This is a genomic window from Paenibacillus sp. Y412MC10 (assembly GCF_000024685.1).
GTDB lineage: Bacteria > Bacillota > Bacilli > Paenibacillales > Paenibacillaceae > Paenibacillus_AQ > Paenibacillus_AQ lautus_A.
This window is the reverse complement of sequence record NC_013406.1, coordinates 7102753-7121665: the sequence shown is the minus strand read 5'-3', so window position 1 is coordinate 7121665 and position 18913 is coordinate 7102753. Positions and strand designations below refer to the sequence as shown.

Sequence of the window (18913 nt, the reverse complement as noted above, 5' to 3'; positions counted from 1 at the left end):
TTATAGCTTCATTCACATATTCACAACCAAAAGTAATATCATCATAGCAAAAGAAGGCCTTATTTTCAATGTATGTCGCTAATTTATCCACAAATTCAATACGTTGTGCATAATTATTATTCACACCACTATATATTGTTTATAATCTGTTCGGCATTCGACATCATTGGCCTCAAAGCGCGAAAAATTATTCACAGCTTGTCCGATTGGCAAGCAGAATTTTCTTCTCTCACCATCTGTTCATAACTTCTGGTTGAATGTTCTAGCAGCCGCACAATCGACCAAAGGTGAAAAATGGCTGTGGATAGTCATCCAAAGTCCTCAAACGGAATCTCCGAGTTTCCTTTCGAGGGCTTTTTTTGTGACTCAACTTAATAATGGCTCTCTAGTCGATCTCAAATGATAGATTCAGAACCCTTATGGCGGCGAATGGTCGGCGACCCCAAGAATGACTCGGACGGCACCTGCGCCGTTTGAGCAGAAGTCTAAAAACATCTGGTTATAGGCTGTTCCATTGCAACCTTCTTTGCGAACGACCGTACTATAAGGAAAAATGGAGCGGGGGAACCACGGATGCGGACCGAAGGGAAGGGCTTGAGCTGGAGAAAAATAGGGATGCTGCTTGCACTGGCCGCCCTATTGGTTCTGATCGCGGTATGGGCTCAGAGCTATTATTCGAAGAAAGTGTTTCATATGGAAGACATTAAGTACGCGAAATATGCCGATTCGGGAAACTGGACCATCGAGTACAGAGGATCATTTGGCCGCGGGGAGCCGGTCTATGTCCATGCCGATGAAGAGGGGAAAAGGGTTGAGATTGCCGGCGAAATATATGAAATACGGGCATATGGTAACGGATCGGGACATTCGGCGTCATATGAAGTGATCTATCCTGACGGGAAAGTCTACCGCGTGGAACCGTTTGGAGACCGGAGCTTTCTTGCATACGACGAGAAGGGGGAGATGGTGATACCCGGCATGAGGTTCATGGACGGCAGCGGCCAAGTTTATCGATCCGATCCGGATGAGCCCCGCTATTTCCCCACGGAGCTGGCCAAGGCTGCTGACGAGCGGTTTCATGACCCGAATGGCAGCATAGGATTCTTTTTGTTGGCGCTCGGGATAGGGATCATGAACTGGTGCTTCTTCAGATATGAGCCTTTCCAGCGGTTTATGTTTCATATTTCGCCATCAAATTGGATGTATGATAATCCGGAGCCCAGCGATTTCTACTTCTTTATGTGCAAGGCAGGGGGGATTTTCGGTATGGGATTCTCATTGTGGATATTTTTTGCTCATGCATTATGACAAAAAAAGCCCGTTTTCGTCATGGATCGGATCCAGCGAAAACGGGCTTTTCTTTAAGATATACGAATGTTTAGAACTTCGAAGCATCGCCTACCTGACTATTATCGAAGAAAACCACATCGGATGCCTGCTGTTTTCTGAGAAGGTACGTCGAACGGTGTTTTTCTTACTATAGTAAGCTTACGCGTTCTCGAATCGGCGCTGGAATTCGGTAATGGCCTCATAATCTTCCTCCAGCTTCCGGGAAATGCGTATAAAAATCGGCAGAAGCGCTTTATAAATATCGGCGCTTTCTTTCACGGGCTGGTGTTCATGGGTGCCGCCGACCATCGTCTCGACGATATCGAGCGACTCCACTCTGCCTGTGGCATACAGTCCAAGGACCACTGCGCCAAGGCAAGAGCTCTCGTAGCTTTCCGGCACGATCACCTGCTGGTCAAAAATATCCGCCATCATCTGACGCCAGATCGGTGAACGGGCGAAACCGCCTGTGGCATGAATTTTGGCCGGCCGGCCGATTTGTTCCTCCATCGCCAGCAGAACGGTATACATATTAAAGATCACGCCCTCCAGCACGGAGCGGATCATATGCTCTTTTTTATGATTGAGCGTTAAACCAAAGAACGAGCCGCGGGCATTCGGATCCCATAATGGCGCGCGTTCTCCCGTCAGGTACGGGTGAAATAGGAGTCCGTTCGAGCCGGGCGGAATACGGTCCGCGATTTTGGTCAGCACATCATAGGGATTGATGCCCAGACGCTTGGCCGTTTCGATCTCGGAGGCGGCAAATTCATCGCGAACCCAGCGGAAAATCATGCCCCCGTTATTGACCGCGCCTCCGATGACCCAATGCTTCTCCGTCAATGCATAGCAGAAAATACGTCCTTTCGGATCGGTCATCGGCTTGTCGACGACCGTACGGATGGCGCCGCTCGTACCGATCGTGGCTGCAACGACGCCCGGCTGGATGGCGTTCACGCCCAGGTTCGACAGAACTCCGTCGGCAGCGCCGAGCACGAACGGCGTGGAGACGGAGAGCCCCATGGCTGCAGCATACTCGCTTTTTAAGCCCTCCATGATATGTGTAGTAGGGACGATGGTCGACAAATGGTCCTCGGTGATGCCGGCGAGCTCCAGCGCCTGCGGATCCCATGCCAACGCCTCGAGGTTCATCATCCCGGTGCTGGAAGCAATGGAATGGTCAACGACATATTGGCCGAACAGCTTGAAATAAACGTATTCTTTGATCGAAATGAATTTAGCTGCTTGCGAAAAGAGGGAGGGCAGCTCATGCCGCATCCACATCAGTTTGGTTACGGGTGACATGGGATGTATCGGAGTTCCGGTTCTAAGGTACAGCTCCATGCCGCCAAGTTCCTTTTTGAGCTTCGCCGACCAGGCTGCACTGCGGTTATCCGCCCAGGTAATGCAGCGGGTAAGCGGGGTGCCTTGGCTGTCCACGGCAATGACGCTGTGCATGGCTGCGCTAAAGGATACGAACAGCACTTGAGCCGGATCGATCCCGCTCTGCGTCATGACGCCTTGAACCGAGGCGATGACGGTTTGAAAGATTTGTTCCGGGTCTTGTTCGGCCGTAGAGGGAGTCGGTGTAAGCAGCGGATATTCGCCGCCGGCCTTGGCAACGACCTCACCGTTCTCCTTGAAAAGGACCGCTTTGGTGCTTGTTGTTCCGATATCGACGCCCATCATATAGTTATGTGTACTCAAGAGACCTACCTTCTTTCTACGTAAGGGCACCCGGCAGCTGCTTAAAAAACAGCGCTTCGGGAGCCCTCATGTGTCTTATTGCTTCATTATACAATTACATTCAGAACCAGAGCCAACACGAGCCCGGTTACGGACAGAATCGTTTCCAGCACGGTCCAGGATTTTAGCGTCTGGGCTACGGTCATATTAAAGAATTCTTTTACCATCCAGAAGCCTGCGTCGTTCACGTGGGACAGTACGATGGAGCCTGCTCCGGTAGCGAGCACCACTAGCTCCACATTGGCGCCCGGCGTCATCGCAAGCACGGGAGCAACGATTCCAGCGGCGGTTGTCATGGCTACGGTTGCAGAACCGGTTGCGATGCGAATGAGCGCCGCGACAAGCCATGCGAACAGAATCACGTTGATATTGGCGCCGGTTGCAATTTCGGCGATGGCATTGCCGACGCCGCTGTTGATCAGAACCTGCTTGAAAGCGCCGCCTGCACCGATGATCAGAATAATCGTGGCGATCGGAGCGAGGCATTCGCTGGTGAAGCGGGAAAGATCATGTTTATTAAAGCCGCGGGCGAATCCAAGCGAGAAGAAGGAGAAGACCGCAGCAATGAGCAGGGCAATGATTTCATGACCGATAAATTTGCAGAACACGGAAATGAAGCTGGTGGACTCCGGATCGATAATGTCGGCCGCGGATCCGATAAGCATCAGAATGACCGGCAGCAGGATCGTAAACAAGGTGATGCCGAAGCCTGGCAAGCCTCGTTCCGCTTTGCTTGAAAACTGCTCGGCCAGCTCTTCGGGCGGTTCGGTTCGAATCCGTTTGCCGATAAATTTACCGAACACCGGACCGGCGAGTATCGCTGCAGGAATTCCGACCAGGAACGAATAGAGAATGGTCATGCCAAGGTCCGCATCATAAGCTTCAATGGCAATCATCGGGGCGGGATGCGGAGGCACCAGCCCGTGAACGGTAGACAATCCGGCCAGAATCGGAATGCCGATGTGCAGCAGGGACATTTTCGTTTTGCGTGCAACCGTGAACACAATAGGAATCAGCAGGATGACGCCAACCTCGAAAAATACGGGAATACCGACAATAAAGCCGACGATCATCATCGCCCAGTGGACGCGCTTCTCGCCGAAGCGGTCCACGAGGGTGGTGGCGATTTGTTCGGCACCGCCGGATTCGGCCATCATTTTTCCCAACATGGTACCGAGGGCGATAACGATCGCAATCGTTCCGAGCGTTCCGCCAAGACCGCCGGTTATCGAAGTAATCACATCCGCAGGCTGCATGCCCGTCAATAGACCGAGGATCAGTGCGGAGATCAGTAAGGTAACGAAAGGATTCCATTTATATTTGGAAATCAGCACGATCAGGAAGACGATCGTCAGCAGTGTCCAGATCATTAAGGTAGCGTTATGACTGAGACCGAATAGTGAATTCATATCTTGCTTCCTCCTATAGATTACCCATTTGAATTGGGAAATGGTTAATATCATCGGGCTGTTCTGCGGTAGTATACCCAAAACAAAAGCGAATTCTATTGTATACTTGTCGACAACTTAGAGCGTACACATGTAATGTCAGTGCGGAGGAAGGGAGGATTATATTAACCCTCCGGAAAACTAAGATGAAGCGTCTGACGGGAATCATCGAAGTAATGCTGAACCGCCGTTTGGATCCGTGCCGGATCCAGGGATTCCATCTCCGCAATAAGCTGAAGATGCTTGTCCATGACATAGCGAACCTTGGCGCCCCCGCCACCGAATACCTGCCGCGTCGTAATGAGCATCACCGTGATCACGATGGGGCGAATGCTCTTCCACAGATGAAGAATTCGTTTATGGTTCGCTTCCGTTATAATCCGTTCATGAAAAGCCAAATCCTGATAGGAGAATTCCACCGGATCCTGATGTTTGGCGGCAAGCTCCATCCGATCGACGATTTGCTTTAAATGCTGGATCAGTTCCGGCTGCGGATTCGCAAACACATGTCCTTGCACAAAGCTCTCGATAAGAAAACGGACATCGTATAATTCCTCGACTTCCTTGAGCGATAAGCCCATGACGACGGCTCCCATGCGCTCCAATTGAATCAACCCTTCGCTGGACAGCGTTTTCATCGCTTCCCGCACAGGGGATCGGCTCGTGCCGAATTCACCCGCGATCCGGTTCTCGGATAGGATTTCTCCGCGCTTGATGGTGCCGCTGATAATCTGCAATCTCAGTTCGCTGGCAATGGCCTCTCCGAGAGAGGCTCCCTGAAGCCACGTTGAGGGAAATTTCATAGCATAATTCTCCAATCCAGTACTGATTCTTGAAGTTCTCCAGTGATCATCATACCACAAGGAATGAAAGGGGGACCATGCCCAGCCTGGTAATAATGCCTGCAGGGAACATGCCCTAAAGAAACAGCAGGGTGCATGAAAGAGAATATATGTTATTCCGATTTCTCAACGGCATGGCCGCCGAATTCATTGCGAAGCGCGGCAACGACTTTGCCGTGGAACGTATCTTGATCAAGGGAGCGATAGCGCATGAACAGCGACATGGCGATGACCGGCGCGCTGGCTTGAACCTCGAGTGCCGTTTCCACCGTCCATTTGCCTTCGCCGGATGATTTCATCACGCCTTTAATGCCTTCGAGCTTCGGATCCTTGGAAAAAGCGTTTTGCGTCAGTTCCATGAGCCAGCTGCGAATGACGGAGCCCTTCGACCATACCCGCGCAACATCCTCATAGTTAAAATCAAACGCGCTCTTTTCCAACACTTCAAAACCTTCCGCAATGGACTGCATCATGCCGTATTCGATGCCGTTATGGACCATCTTCAGAAAATGGCCGCTGCCGCTTTCACCGGCATACAAGTAACCATTCTCGACAGCCATATCCTTAAACAAGGGCTCGATGCCGCTAAATACGTCGCGGTTGCCCCCAATCATGAAGCAGCCTCCATTATGCGCGCCTTCCATGCCGCCGGAAGTGCCGGCATCGAAATAATGAATGCCCTGCTCCGCCAGGCGTGCTGCACGGGCGATGGAATCTTTATAATGCGAATTGCCGCCGTCAATCAAAATATCGCCGGACTCGAGCAGGGGCGTAAGCGATTCGATGACCGAATCCACGACCTTACCGGCCGGCACCATCATCCAAACGATGCGTGGTTTATCCAGTTTGGCTACGAGCAATTCGGTGGATGCCGCAGCTTCCGCGCCGCACTCGGCGGCTTGAGCGACCAGTTCCGTATTTAAGTCGTAAGCTACGACCTGATGCTGATGGTGAATCAGATTCTGAACCAGGTTGAGACCCATTTTCCCCAGACCGATCATGCCTATTTTCATAAAACAATGCAGCTCCTTCTTAGGTGTATACTTGTATACAACTTAAATTCAATTTTTATACTACTCTTTTATGGCTCTGGTGTAAACATGGGGGATTAAGAGGGCTGGAGGGCGTGATGTTGACCTAAAAGGGACCATCCACAACGTGTTCAAATAGGTTATCCCCATGTGGATAATTCAAAACTAGCAATAATGACTACTTGTGGAAAACTTATGAGCTGATCGAAGTCAAGTTTGGTTTGACTTTTGGGCCCGAACGTGATTAAATGTATAAAGGCATTTTCTGTGAAGATGAGAACATTATCCGCTAGCCAATAGCGGTCTGTTTACAAGAGATACGTCCATAGACGTCGGTTCAACAAATCGCGGTCTATTCTTCCGTGAAAGTGCGTCGATTGACGTTTTGATCTTAAAATATGGGTAAGCGATATTCCTGTAAGGGGGTGCATTAATTCATGAGACCGACTTTCAAACCGAATGTAAGCAAACGCAAAAAGGTACACGGCTTCCGTAAAAGAATGAGCACGAAGAACGGACGCAAAGTATTGGCTAACCGCCGTCAAAAAGGCAGAAAAGTACTGAGCGCTTAATATTGTGCCACGAAGACCACCGAGGTGGTCTTTTTTTCGTAATATCTGCTGCGGTGTGAGGAGTTTCCTTTGAAACCGGCAGAATATAAGCTACATTGAGTGGTAAAGGTTCGCAATCGGGTGTTTAGCGCGGTTTTGGCATGCCTATACTATTATAATAGTAGGGATGTCACAGCAGCGCAGGATGTAATGAACTTGATTAACGGCAGGGCGGTAGAAACTTGTGCATAGAAAACTTCGTTTACGGAACCGCGCTGATTTCAGCCGGGTATATCGACACGGAAAGTCCTTCGCCAATCATCAATTTGTTGTCTATTGGTCGCGCAAAAAAGAGGTAGAGCAGTTTCGCGTCGGCGTTTCGTGCAGCAAAAAGATCGGCAATGCGGTTGTCCGCAACCGGATGAGACGGCTGGTTAAAGAGATTGTCAGGCACCATCAGCACCAGATTATCGAGCATATCGACCTGATCTTTATCGTTCGAAAGGGAGCGCTCGACAAGTCCTATCAGGAGCTGGAGAAAAGCGTGCTTCATGTATTGAGGAAATCGTCCCTTTTGAAAGCGAAGAGGGGCTGAACCATGTGTTTATTTGTCCATATAAATATGTTATGATTTACCGTGGAATGGAATGGCGAAGAGAGGGGTTTTGAAGTGTCGTTCATGAAGACAAGACGAGGAAAATGGTTCCTCCTCACCGCTGTAATACTCGCAGTGGCCGTTATATCAGGTTGTGCGCCTGGAGCTGACCAAACGCGTACCATTGAAGACTTGAAAAATGGAGGCTTTTGGCAGAGCAACGTTGTTTATTACTTTACATGGGCACTTGATACGTTTGCGACATGGTTTAACGGCGAATACGGATTGTCCGTACTCGTGATGGTGCTTATCGTCCGTACCTTGATTTTACCGCTGACTCTGAAACAGGTCAGAAGCTCGAAGGCAATGCAGGCCATCCAGCCTGAAATTCAGAAAATTCGCGAGAAATATAAAGATCAGCCTGAAAAAGTTCAAATGGAAACGATGAAGCTCTTCCAGGAGAATAAGGTTAATCCGATGGCGGGATGTTTGCCGCTGATCGTACAAATGCCGATATTTATCGCACTCTATCATTCGATTTACTATAACAATCTCCTTCGTGATCACGAATTCCTGTGGCTGCAATTGGGTCAACCGGACAAGCTGTTTATTTTGCCGGTGCTTGCGGCTGCAACCACTTATTTCCAAACGAAAATGATGATGAAGATGAACCCGTCTCCGCAAATGGGGATGATGCAGTTCATGCTGTTCGTTTATCCGATTCTGATCTTTGTAATGTCCTTCCAGTTCCCATCCGCACTTCCGTTGTACTGGTTCTACAGTAACCTCTACACGATCGTGCAGAACTACTTCTTGTACCGAAACAATGACAAGGCTGCAGTCGTGGCAAGCGTTGCCAGCGCAACCGAAGGTCATAAGAGCAACAAGAGCGGTAACAAGGGCGGGAAGAAGAGTGGCAGCAAAGGCGGGAAAAAAGGTTCGAAGGGAGCCAAGAAGTCGAGATGAGTAAAATCGTCGCAACAGGAAAAACCATTGAAGATGCTGTCGCACAAGGGCTGGCCCGCTTGGGTGTAAGTCAAGACCGTGTATCGGTTGAAGTATTGAGTCAGCCATCAAGAGGATTCCTGGGCCTGTTCGGGGTCAAGGAAGCGAAAGTCGAACTAACGCTCCTGCCTGACGGTGCCGGCGGCGAACCATCTGTGAAGGAAGTTTCTCCTTCGGGTACGCAAGCTGTTCCGGCCAAAACGGTTCAGGTCTCTCATGCCTCCGTGGCGACGCAGGCAGCGCCTGCGGGCACCGCGATTGCCGAGAGCCCCGGGACAGCTTCCCTTGAAGGCAAGGACCCTTACCAGGAAGCCATCGCCTTTCTTATCGAAACTGGACAAGCCATGGGGCTTGATATCTCCGTTGAGATGGAGAAGGGAAAAGACTTTACGACGCTTCAAATTTCCGGAGCCGGACTCGGACTGATGATCGGCCGCCGGGGCCAGACGTTGGATGCACTTCAGTATTTGGCGAATATCGTAGCGAATCGGTACTCCGATAGTTATCTGCGCATCGTACTGGATGCCGAGAACTTCCGCGACCGCCGCAAGAAGACGCTGGAGGATCTGGCCGATCGATTGGCGGGACGGGTTCTGAAGACCCGCAAAGAGATTGTGCTAGAGCCTATGCCTGCTGCGGAGCGGAAGGTGATTCACGCCAAGCTTCAGTCCCATGGAGCCGTGAAGACGTACAGCAAGGGCGAAGAGCCGAACCGGCGGGTTGTCATCACGCCCAAGTCGTCCTAAATGAGTTGAAGAGCCTATATAAACAATGACTCCTTAAGCTTCAAGAGGGAGTCATTGTTTTTTAGAGAGACCTATACGCAAGACTTCCGCAGGAGGTTTTTGTTTAAGATGATAGATCAAGCAGCGGGGGAGTACACCGTTTGAGGTGTAATCCCGAGGTTTTTTAAATAGAAAGAGGTGAAGGAAACGATGTTTAGCGATACGATTGCAGCCATTTCTACGGCAGTCGGTGAAGGCGGCATCGCGATTATTCGCGTCAGCGGGCCGGACTCCGTTCGGGAAGTGGAGCGTATATTCAAAAGTAAAAACAAGCTAACGCAGGAGGAGTCCCATACCGTTCATTATGGTCATATTGTGGATCCGAAAACGGGGGAAAACCTTGAAGAGGTGCTCGTGACCGTAATGCGTGCCCCTCGTTCGTTCACGACCGAGGATGTCGTGGAGATCAGCGCCCATGGCGGCGTCATCTCCGTGAAGCGGGTCATGGACCTGCTGCTTCAATTAAACATCCGTTTGGCAGAGCCCGGAGAATTTACGAAGCGGGCCTTCTTAAATGGCCGGATAGATTTGTCTCAGGCCGAAGCCGTTATGGACCTGATCCGTTCGAAATCGGACCGTGCCTTCTCCGTTGCCCTCAAGCAGGTCGAAGGTACGTTATCCCGCAAAATCAACGAGCTGCGCCATACCCTGGTCGAAACGCTGGCCCATATCGAAGTGAATATCGATTATCCAGAGCATGACGTGGAGTCGCTCACCTCGGAATTCATTAAAGAGAAAAGCAAACTGGTGATGGGGGAAATCGATAAACTGCTCAAGACCGCGCAAGAAGGGAAAATTCTGCGGGAAGGGATTACGACTGCCATTGTCGGACGTCCTAACGTGGGCAAATCCTCGCTTCTGAACACGCTAGCCCAGGATAATCGGGCGATTGTCACGGACATACCGGGCACGACTCGCGATGTGATCGAGGAATTTGTCACCATTAACAACATTCCGTTGAAGCTGCTGGATACCGCAGGCATTCGGGAGACGATGGATGTGGTGGAGCAGATCGGCGTGGAACGATCCAAGCATGCGGTAAACGAGGCGGATCTCATTCTGCTCGTGCTGAATGCCAGCGAGCCGCTTCATCAGGATGAATTGGAATTGATGGAACAAATACGCGGTAGACAATGCATTGTCATTATGAATAAAATGGACTTACCGTCTAATCTCGATCTGGACATTCTCCATCGGTATTATCCCGATGAATTGATCGTTCCGATGTCGGTGAAGGCGCAGGAGGGGATTGACCGGCTGGAAGAGGCCATATCGAACCTGTTCTTCAGCGGCCAGATTGAAGGCGGGGATTTGACTTATGTGAGCAACGTGCGGCATATCGCCTTGTTGAAGAAATCCAAGCAGTCCCTGCAGGATGCCTACGACGCGGCCGAACAGCTCATTCCGATCGATATGATTCAAATCGATGTGAGAATGGCCTGGGAACAGTTAAGCGAGATCCTGGGCGAAGCGGTTGGCGATTCGCTCATCGATCAAATTTTTTCACAGTTTTGCTTGGGTAAATAAGCTCCAGGGCTTACTATATAGAGTAGGAACAGCTCAACAATTTCAGGGATATCCGAGGTGGATGCCCCTTGATAACGTATATAACACAATAAGAACAGGAGGGTGAGCTATGAGTTATATGGGTGGCACTTATGACGTGATTGTAGTCGGTGCGGGCCATGCCGGTTGCGAGGCTGCACTGGCGTCCGCGCGTATGGGTGCTGAAACGTTGATGGTTACCATCAACCTGGATATGGTTGCTTTTATGCCTTGTAACCCGTCCATAGGAGGTCCTGCCAAAGGACATGTCGTACGCGAAATCGACGCGCTGGGCGGAGAAATGGGCCGCAATATCGATAAAACCTTCATTCAAATGCGCATGTTGAATACGGGTAAAGGCCCGGCCGTCCACGCGCTGCGCGCTCAAGCGGACAAGTTTTCTTATCAGCATACGATGAAAGAAACGATGGAGAAGGAAGAGAAGCTTACCCTTCGTCAGGGTATGGTGGATCAGCTCATCGTGGAGGATGGCGTGTGCGTGGGAATCGTGACGCAGACGGGTACGGAATATCGCGCGAAGGCCGTTGTGCTGACAACGGGTACGTATTTGCGCGGTAAAGTCATTATGGGCGAACTCATGTATGAGAGCGGTCCGAACAATCAACAGCCTTCGGTCAAACTTGCGCATAACCTGCGCGAGCTTGGGTTCGACCTTGTTCGCTTCAAAACAGGTACGCCGCCGCGGGTGCATAAGGATACGATTGATTTCTCCAAGACCGAAATTCAGCCTGGGGACGAGAAGCCTAAGTTCTTCTCTTACGAAACGAAATCCTCCGACAATGAGCAGCTTCCTTGCTGGTTGACGTATACGTCGGTGGATACGCATAAGATCATCAATGACAACCTTCATCGCGCGCCGATGTTCTCTGGCGTTATAGAAGGAACGGGTCCGCGTTATTGCCCGTCCATCGAGGACAAGATCGTTCGTTTTGCCGACAAGCCGAAACATCAGATTTTCCTGGAGCCTGAAGGTAAAAATACAAAAGAATACTATGTGCAAGGCCTATCCACCAGCATGCCTGAGGATGTTCAGCTTGCGGTGCTTCGTTCCATTCCCGGAATGGAGAAGGTAGAAATGATGCGTAACGGTTATGCGATTGAGTATGATGCCATGGTGCCAACGCAGCTGTGGCCTTCTCTGGAAACCAAGAAGCTGCCGGGCCTGTTCACGGCAGGTCAGATCAATGGCACCTCGGGATATGAAGAGGCGGCAGGCCAAGGTATTATGGCAGGGATCAATGCGGCTCGTAAAGTGCAGGGGAAAGAGCCAGTCATTCTGGATCGCTCCCAGGGTTATATTGGAGTGCTGATCGATGATCTGGTGACTAAAGGGACGAATGAGCCGTATCGTTTGCTCACCTCCCGTGCAGAATACCGTCTGCTGCTCCGTCATGACAATGCCGATCTGCGCCTTACCGAAATCGGTCATGACATCGGACTGATCTCGGAAGAACGTTATGCCAAATTCGTGCTGAAGAAGCAGCTCGTTGAGCAGGAGATCGAACGTCTTCGTCAAACGAAGGTGAAACCGGTTGAGGTGAATGCGATGCTGGAAGCCGCCGGGTCAGCACCGATCGTGGACGGAAGCAATATGCTGACCATTTTGCGTCGTCCGGAGATTACGTTTGCCATGGTGGAGTCACTCTCGCCGTCTCCTTACGAGCTGGATGAGGAAATGAAGGAGCAAGTCGAAATTCAAATCAAATATGCGGGTTATATTGAGAAACAGCTGGGACATGTGGAAAAGCTGCAGAAGATGGAGAAGAAACGCATTCCGGAGGATATCGTTTACGACGAGATCAACGGACTGGCCATGGAGGCTCGGCAGAAGCTGAACAAGATCCGCCCGATTTCCATCGGCCAGGCATCGCGCATTGCCGGCGTAACGCCAGCGGATATTTCGATACTTCTCGTTTACCTGGAGCATTATAACCGGGTAACCGCAGCGAAAGGATAAGGAATGGACGACATTCAGAAAGCTTTTGTTGACCGGCTCGGCGAGCACGGGATCACGATTGACGAGAAACAGCTTCATCAGTTTGAGATGTATTACGAAGTGCTGGTGGAATGGAATGAGAAAATGAATTTAACCGGGATAACCGAACGGGAGCAGGTTTATACGAAGCATTTTTATGATTCGATTACGCTTGCCTTTTATGTGGATATGAACAAGATCGGCAATCTGGCGGATATCGGATCAGGTGCCGGCTTCCCGGGAATTCCGTTAAAAATCTGCTTTCCCCATCTCAAGCTGACGATTGTAGATTCGCTGAATAAACGGATTACGTTTCTGAAGCATGTTGCGGATACCCTCGGGCTGTCCGGGATTGAGCTGATCCATGGGCGAGCGGAAGAGGTTGCCCGCAAACATGGGTACCGTGACGGGTTCGACCTGGTCACGGCAAGAGCGGTAGCTCGAATGGCTGTATTGAATGAGTTCTGCCTGCCTTTCACGAAGGTAGGGGGACAATTTGCGGCGATGAAGGGCAGTGACCCTACGGATGAGGTGAAGGAGGCGGCTCGCAGTTTGAAAGAGCTGAGAGGGGCGTTGAACAAGGTTCATTCGTTCTCTTTGCCTGTAGAGGAATCTGGCCGTCATATCGTGGTGATCGATAAAAAGGGAGCCACGCCTTCCAAGTACCCCCGTAAAGCGGGTACGGCCAGCAAAACGCCGATCGTGTAAGCAAAAGCGACTTCGGAAATGAGATACGAACGGATTTAGGGGAGAACTCTTATAAGAGTTCTCCTCTTTTTTATTTACTGTATTATTGATTAAGAGAGGGCATGTTAGTGAACTTGATGCATTCATTCATCCTTATATGGAGTATATCGTGAGGCTCTCAATTAATTCCGGGTGTTTAGTTGGCTAGCCATCGTCTTGAATGATAGGAAGTGTCATTCGTTGGATAGCGAAAGGCTGAGTTCGGAAATGTGTTGTTTCTAAAACAGTTGTAACACATTGGCTACTAAACTTTTGTCCCTTGGATATATCTGTTAAGCTTTGAATGTTTCACGTGAAACATTTCAAATGTTTGAGGTGCGCTGAATAAATGATATCTATGGTAGGATTATATTTCCTGCTAGAGTTGTGATCTGCGCCAAGATATTTCTTAAGGAATAAGTTGGATGGAACTCTCTTGAATGAAAGCTTCCCATTTTATTAATCGTTTAAGAAAGAGTCAATTGCTTTCTTTGCAGATGAGGATAGAAGCGAGTTCTTGAATTGGCAAATCCCACAATTATTATGAATGCTGTGATCATAGATAAGGCTATGGAAGGGGAGATGCGGTTCAAGAGCATCATTTTGACGGATAAACTTTGGAACTGTGCACAAATCCTGTATAAAGCAAGCGAGAAATGCAGGAAAAAAGGTGATATTGGAGAATAGAGTTATAGGACAAAAAGTGGTAGAATAGAATCGTAGTATCCATTTGAGCTGGCGGGCCCTATTGCCCGATCCTTGAAGGGATGAAAGAGTATAAATCCTGGCTTGGTGACTTTTCCATCCTTGCTTCGTGCAGTCAACAACCTTCGATTGTTGTGACTGCTGTTTTTTGGAAGTGCCAGGTTAACCCAAGTGGGTTCTTGGCCTCATACGAAGTAGAACAAAATATATACCGCTTGTGAGATATCGATTGATAGTAAACATCATGATATTGCCTCCTGATCTATCTCTCAAGAAGCAACCGCTTCATGCAGCGGGTTCGATCAGAGAAAACACGGCTATCGACACAGACGTTTTTCTCTAATCAGCATGAAATCTGTTTTTGCAGGGAAATGCCTGACATCACAATGATTACCAGCACCGTAACAACTTAAATGACTAGTTCTACATGGTGGCTGGAACGATCCGTGTATGCTCCACATTGTGGTTGTTCAATCGTTTAACCGATTCCGGGATAAACCGGAGGCTTATCCGTGCTATCATGAAATTAGGTGGTAATATACGGAATGAAAGAACAATTTTCGAGATTGTTTGGCTTAGCGGCAGAGCGGAACCAAGGGGATGAAGTGAAACAAATCCCGGTAAACGAGGTTGTCAGCAGCCCATACCAGCCACGGACGATTTTTGATGACGAGAAGATTGATGAGCTGCTTCAGACGATTAAAACCCATGGAGTTATTCAGCCTATCGTCGTTCGCGTTCGAAATGGCGTGTATGAGATCATTGCAGGGGAACGCCGCTGGCGTGCGGTTAAGAAGCTGGGTCTGGACACGATTCCGGCCATTGTTCGGGAGTTCAACGATTCACAAGCAGCCTCCATTGCGTTAATCGAGAATCTGCAGCGTGAAGGTCTTACCTCGATTGAAGAGGCAGTAGCTTACCAGAAGCTGATCGATCTTCACCAATTAACGCAGGAGAGCTTGGCACAGCGACTAGGCAAAAGCCAGTCCACGATTGCAAACAAGATTCGTTTGCTGCAGCTGCCGGAAGCGGCCAAAGTGGCTTTAATGGAACGCAAGGTCACTGAGCGTCATGCGCGTGCACTGCTTTCCTTGGATAATGAAGAAACCCAGCTTAAAGTGCTGGACGAAATCATAACCAAAGAACTGAATGTGAAACAGACGGAAGCACGTATCGCCTTTTATAAAGAAGTAACGACAATGAAGAAGGCCAAGCGCATATCGTATAGTAAGGATGTTCGCCTGGCCCTGAATACGATTCGTCAATCGATTGATATGGTATCCGGTTCCGGGATGGCGATCAAAACAACGGAGAATGATCACGAAGATCACTATGAAATCGTTATAAAAATACCTAAACGTTAAGATATGGTGTGAAGCGGTATGCATCGTACCGCTTTTTCTGTTGATCAAGAGATCAAGATTCTCTGCAGCAGCGATATCTTTGCTTATTAGGTTTTATGCTGCAGATGAGAAATATGTAATTTTATTATTACTCATTTTCATCGAGCGCTATATCCTGGGCATCCCGTATTTTACGGGATCGTTCACATATTACATATACAGCCTTTCGCTGTATATCATCTATTGCGACTACTTAGAAGAGTCTTCCTACATTGAGGTGAAATGAGTGTCAAAGATAATTGCCATAGCAAATCAAAAGGGCGGTGTCGGCAAAACGACGACTTCCGTCAATCTGGGAGCTGGATTGGCTTCGCTAGGCAAACGGGTGCTTTTGGTGGATATAGACCCCCAAGGTAACACAACGAGTGGGGTTGGCATTAACAAAGCCGATGTTGCAAATTGCATTTACGATATTATCATCAATGAAGTACACCCGAAGGACGCCATCTGTGGGACTAATATCGAAGGTTTGGACATCATTCCGGCCACCATTCAATTGGCTGGTGCCGAGATTGAGCTTGTTCCTACGATTTCTCGTGAAGTACGATTGAAGAAATCACTCCAATTAGTCAAACCCCAGTATGATTATATTTTGATTGATTGTCCTCCATCGCTTGGCATTTTAACGATCAATTCATTGACCGCGGCCGATTCGGTCATCATCCCGATTCAATGTGAATATTACGCATTGGAAGGTTTGAGTCAGCTGCTGAATACGGTTCGCCTCGTTCAGAAACATCTGAATACATCACTCAAGATAGAAGGCGTATTGCTGACGATGCTGGATGCGCGCACGAATCTGGGCATTCAGGTGATTGAAGAAGTGAAGAAGTATTTTCAGGAAAAAGTGTACAAAACGATTATCCCGAGAAATATTCGTTTGAGTGAGGCACCGTCTCATGGGCAGTCGATCATTACGTATGATCCCCGTTCAAAGGGAGCGGAAGTATACTTGGAGCTGGCAAAGGAAGTGATCTCTTATGAGTAAACGTTTGGGAAAAGGGCTGGATGCGCTGATTCCATCTTTGTCTATTCATGATGATGACAAGGTAGTGGAAATTCCGCTCAGTCAATTGCGAGCGAATCCGTATCAGCCGCGAAAGACTTTTAACGATGAGGCGATCCAGGAGCTGGCGGAATCAATCCGTCAGCATGGTGTGATTCAACCGATTATTGTCCGCAGCGTGCTGAAGGGTTATGAGATTATTGCCGGGGAGCGAAGATTCCGGGCATCCCAATATTGCGGCAAAGCAACGATTCCGGCGGTGGTTCGTTCCTTCAGCGACCAACAAGTAATGGAAATCGCCCTCATTGAGAACTTGCAGCGCGAGAATCTGAATGCCATGGAGATTGCAGTAGCTTATCAAGGGCTCATGGAACAATTTTCCTTAACTCAAGAAGAGTTGTCATTGAAGGTCGGTAAATCCCGTTCCCATATCGCTAACTTTTTGCGATTGCTTTCGTTACCAGAAGAAGTGAAGGAAAATGTTTCACGTGGAACATTGTCGATGGGACATGCTAGAGCGATCGTGGGAATTAAGGATCCGATTCTTGTTAAACAGCTGGCGAAACAATGCGTGGAGCAGGAATGGAGTGTCCGCGAATTGGAGGAAGCGGTTAAGAATCTGGACCGCAAACCAGCGGATAAAGCGAAGCCTAAGGTCAAGAATCGAGATCCTTATATCGATCATCTGGAAGAGGATCTTAGAGAACGGTTTAAAACGACCGTCAAAATTAAGCACAATAAGGATAAAGGGAAGATTGAGCTTAATTATTATAGCAAGCAGGATTTGGAGCGGTTGTTGGAACTTCTTCAATAAGAGCAGGCTTGGTATCTGAAGGCTCCGTTGATGAGTGGCTGGTTAAAAAGTGAGTTAGATTAAAACCAAAGACATGTCGACGTTCCTGAAAGGGAATGAGATATGTCTTTATTTAACTAAACGTGAGGTGCCTCGTTTGGCAGCGGAAGTTGAGAATGCTTGAATGTGTATTGTAAAGGGAAAATACTACGGAAAAATGAAGGGGAAACATCATGGACCCGATCGTTTATCTGGATCATGCCGCGACTTCGTGGCCCAAGCCTCCTGAAGTGTTTGAGGCAATGAAGAGGGCCATGGAAGAGGCGGCTGCAAACCCGGGGCGAGGCAGTCACCGAATGGCGGTGAAGGCATCCCGAGTCCTTTACGGGACTAGGAAGACGCTGGCAGATTTGTTTGGAGTGAAGAACCCCAACGATATTGCGTTGACATCGAATACGACCGAAGCGCTTAATTTAGCCATCAAAGGGTGTTTGCGTGAAGGCGATCATGTCATTGCGACGATGATTGAGCATAATTCTGTGCGTAGGCCGCTGGAATATTTGAAGCGCACCCGAGGCATACAAGTAGACTATGTTCCCGTTGATGAGGAAGGTCAGCTTGATCTGCAACGAATCGAGGGAGCCTTTCGTTCTAATACCAGGCTTGTTGTGTGCAGTCATAGTTCCAATCTGCTTGGTTCCATTATTCCACTTGTTGAGATAGGAGAACTGGCGAAGAAGAAAGGGGCTATACTGCTCGTGGATGCTGCCCAGAGTGCCGGTATGCTGGATATTCATGTAGAGAAGATGCATGTGGGTATGCTGGCGTTCCCCGGGCATAAAGGGCTTCTGGGGCCACAAGGAACAGGGGGGCTGTATATCTCGCCTGATATTGATCTGGAACCATTGCTGCATGGAGGTACCGGCAGTCAATCGGAGGCTATTGAACAGCCGACGGTGCGTCCGGATCGATATGAGGCAGGAACGCCGAATACGATTGGATATGCGGGATTGCAAGCGGGTGTGCAGAAGGTGCTTGAATGGACGCCACAGCATATATACCGGCATGAATGGGAATTAACGCAATATATGATGGACGGCCTGCAAGAGGTGAGAGGCCTTCGTATACTCGGCCCTGCTCTTGGAAAAGCACGGACAGGCATCGTGGCTTTTGTGTCTGAAAAATTCGATGCGTCCGAAATAGCTTTTCGACTGGACCGGGAATATGGGATTGCCGTGCGTGCCGGTTATCATTGTACACCGCTTGCCCATATGGCATCAGGAACGGAACATACGGGTGCAGTCAGAGCGAGCGTTGGGATTTCTACGAGCCGTGACGAAATCGAATTCATGCGAAAAGCGATCAAGGAAATTCACAGTTAAACAAACAGATCAAGATGGAGAAGAG

General features: G+C 49.2%; 16 protein-coding genes. 12 read left to right on the top strand and 4 right to left on the bottom strand.

The window, feature by feature from the left end; translation table 11 throughout:
• The first annotated feature begins 573 nt into the window (after window positions 1–573).
• Window positions 574–1308: a hypothetical protein gene (locus tag GYMC10_RS31500; protein WP_015738133.1), complete on the top strand. Its 735-nt coding sequence runs from the start codon at window positions 574–576 to the stop codon at window positions 1306–1308.
• Between the two features lie 180 nt (window positions 1309–1488).
• Here GYMC10_RS31500 and gntK read toward each other — a convergent pair whose 3' ends face one another.
• The 4 genes from gntK to gnd form a co-directional block, all read right to left on the bottom strand.
• Complete coding sequence (gene gntK, locus GYMC10_RS31495) at window positions 1489–3018, bottom strand: gluconokinase (RefSeq protein ID WP_041622082.1); 1530 nt, start codon at window positions 3016–3018, stop codon at window positions 1489–1491.
• A gap of 104 nt (window positions 3019–3122) precedes the next feature.
• A complete protein-coding gene (locus tag GYMC10_RS31490; protein WP_015738131.1) occupies window positions 3123–4484 on the bottom strand; it encodes a GntP family permease in 1362 nt (453 codons plus the stop codon).
• A gap of 164 nt (window positions 4485–4648) precedes the next feature.
• Window positions 4649–5326, bottom strand: coding sequence for a GntR family transcriptional regulator (locus GYMC10_RS31485; RefSeq protein ID WP_009591472.1), 678 nt, complete (start codon window positions 5324–5326; stop codon window positions 4649–4651).
• Window positions 5327–5478: 152 nt separating this feature from the next.
• The gene (gene gnd / locus GYMC10_RS31480) at window positions 5479–6378 is read right to left on the bottom strand and encodes a phosphogluconate dehydrogenase (NAD(+)-dependent, decarboxylating) (RefSeq protein WP_015738130.1); all 900 of its coding nucleotides are present in this window, start codon (window positions 6376–6378) and stop codon (window positions 5479–5481) included.
• A 455-nt stretch (window positions 6379–6833) separates the two neighbouring features.
• On the opposite strand from gnd, the gene rpmH reads away from it, so the two are divergent.
• From rpmH to GYMC10_RS31420, 11 genes are all read left to right on the top strand, one after another.
• Window positions 6834–6968: a 50S ribosomal protein L34 gene (gene rpmH, locus GYMC10_RS31475; protein ID WP_006207379.1), complete on the top strand. Its 135-nt coding sequence runs from the start codon at window positions 6834–6836 to the stop codon at window positions 6966–6968.
• A 223-nt stretch (window positions 6969–7191) separates the two neighbouring features.
• Window positions 7192–7542 (top strand): ribonuclease P protein component, encoded by a 351-nt coding sequence (rnpA, locus tag GYMC10_RS31470; RefSeq protein ID WP_009591465.1) that lies wholly within the window; start codon window positions 7192–7194, stop codon window positions 7540–7542.
• Between the two features lie 75 nt (window positions 7543–7617).
• Complete coding sequence (locus GYMC10_RS31465) at window positions 7618–8508, top strand: YidC/Oxa1 family membrane protein insertase (RefSeq protein WP_009591548.1); 891 nt, start codon at window positions 7618–7620, stop codon at window positions 8506–8508.
• Window positions 8505–9293, top strand: coding sequence for an RNA-binding cell elongation regulator Jag/EloR (jag, locus tag GYMC10_RS31460; protein WP_015738129.1), 789 nt, complete (start codon window positions 8505–8507; stop codon window positions 9291–9293). The genes GYMC10_RS31465 and jag overlap by 4 nt, the downstream gene beginning before the upstream one ends.
• Window positions 9294–9482: 189 nt before the next feature.
• Entirely contained in the window at window positions 9483–10859 is a 1377-nt protein-coding gene (gene mnmE, locus GYMC10_RS31455) for a tRNA uridine-5-carboxymethylaminomethyl(34) synthesis GTPase MnmE (protein ID WP_015738128.1), read from the top strand.
• A 109-nt stretch (window positions 10860–10968) separates the two neighbouring features.
• Window positions 10969–12855 carry a tRNA uridine-5-carboxymethylaminomethyl(34) synthesis enzyme MnmG gene (mnmG, locus tag GYMC10_RS31450; protein WP_015738127.1) on the top strand — a complete coding sequence of 629 codons (1887 nt, stop codon included), beginning with the start codon at window positions 10969–10971 and terminating at the stop codon, window positions 12853–12855.
• 3 nt (window positions 12856–12858) lie between these two features.
• On the top strand, window positions 12859–13581 hold the full coding sequence (gene rsmG / locus GYMC10_RS31445) for a 16S rRNA (guanine(527)-N(7))-methyltransferase RsmG (protein ID WP_015738126.1): 723 nt from the start codon (window positions 12859–12861) through the stop codon (window positions 13579–13581).
• 1268 nt (window positions 13582–14849) lie between these two features.
• Window positions 14850–15668, top strand: coding sequence for a nucleoid occlusion protein (gene noc / locus GYMC10_RS31440; RefSeq protein WP_009591452.1), 819 nt, complete (start codon window positions 14850–14852; stop codon window positions 15666–15668).
• Between the two features lie 265 nt (window positions 15669–15933).
• Window positions 15934–16695 carry a ParA family protein gene (locus tag GYMC10_RS31430; protein ID WP_009591460.1) on the top strand — a complete coding sequence of 254 codons (762 nt, stop codon included), beginning with the start codon at window positions 15934–15936 and terminating at the stop codon, window positions 16693–16695.
• Window positions 16688–17527, top strand: a complete 840-nt coding sequence (locus GYMC10_RS31425; RefSeq protein WP_009591559.1) for a ParB/RepB/Spo0J family partition protein — start codon at window positions 16688–16690, stop codon at window positions 17525–17527. The genes GYMC10_RS31430 and GYMC10_RS31425 overlap by 8 nt, the downstream gene beginning before the upstream one ends.
• 212 nt (window positions 17528–17739) lie before the next feature.
• The gene (locus GYMC10_RS31420) at window positions 17740–18888 is read left to right on the top strand and encodes an aminotransferase class V-fold PLP-dependent enzyme (RefSeq protein ID WP_015738125.1); all 1149 of its coding nucleotides are present in this window, start codon (window positions 17740–17742) and stop codon (window positions 18886–18888) included.
• Window positions 18889–18913 lie beyond the last annotated feature (25 nt).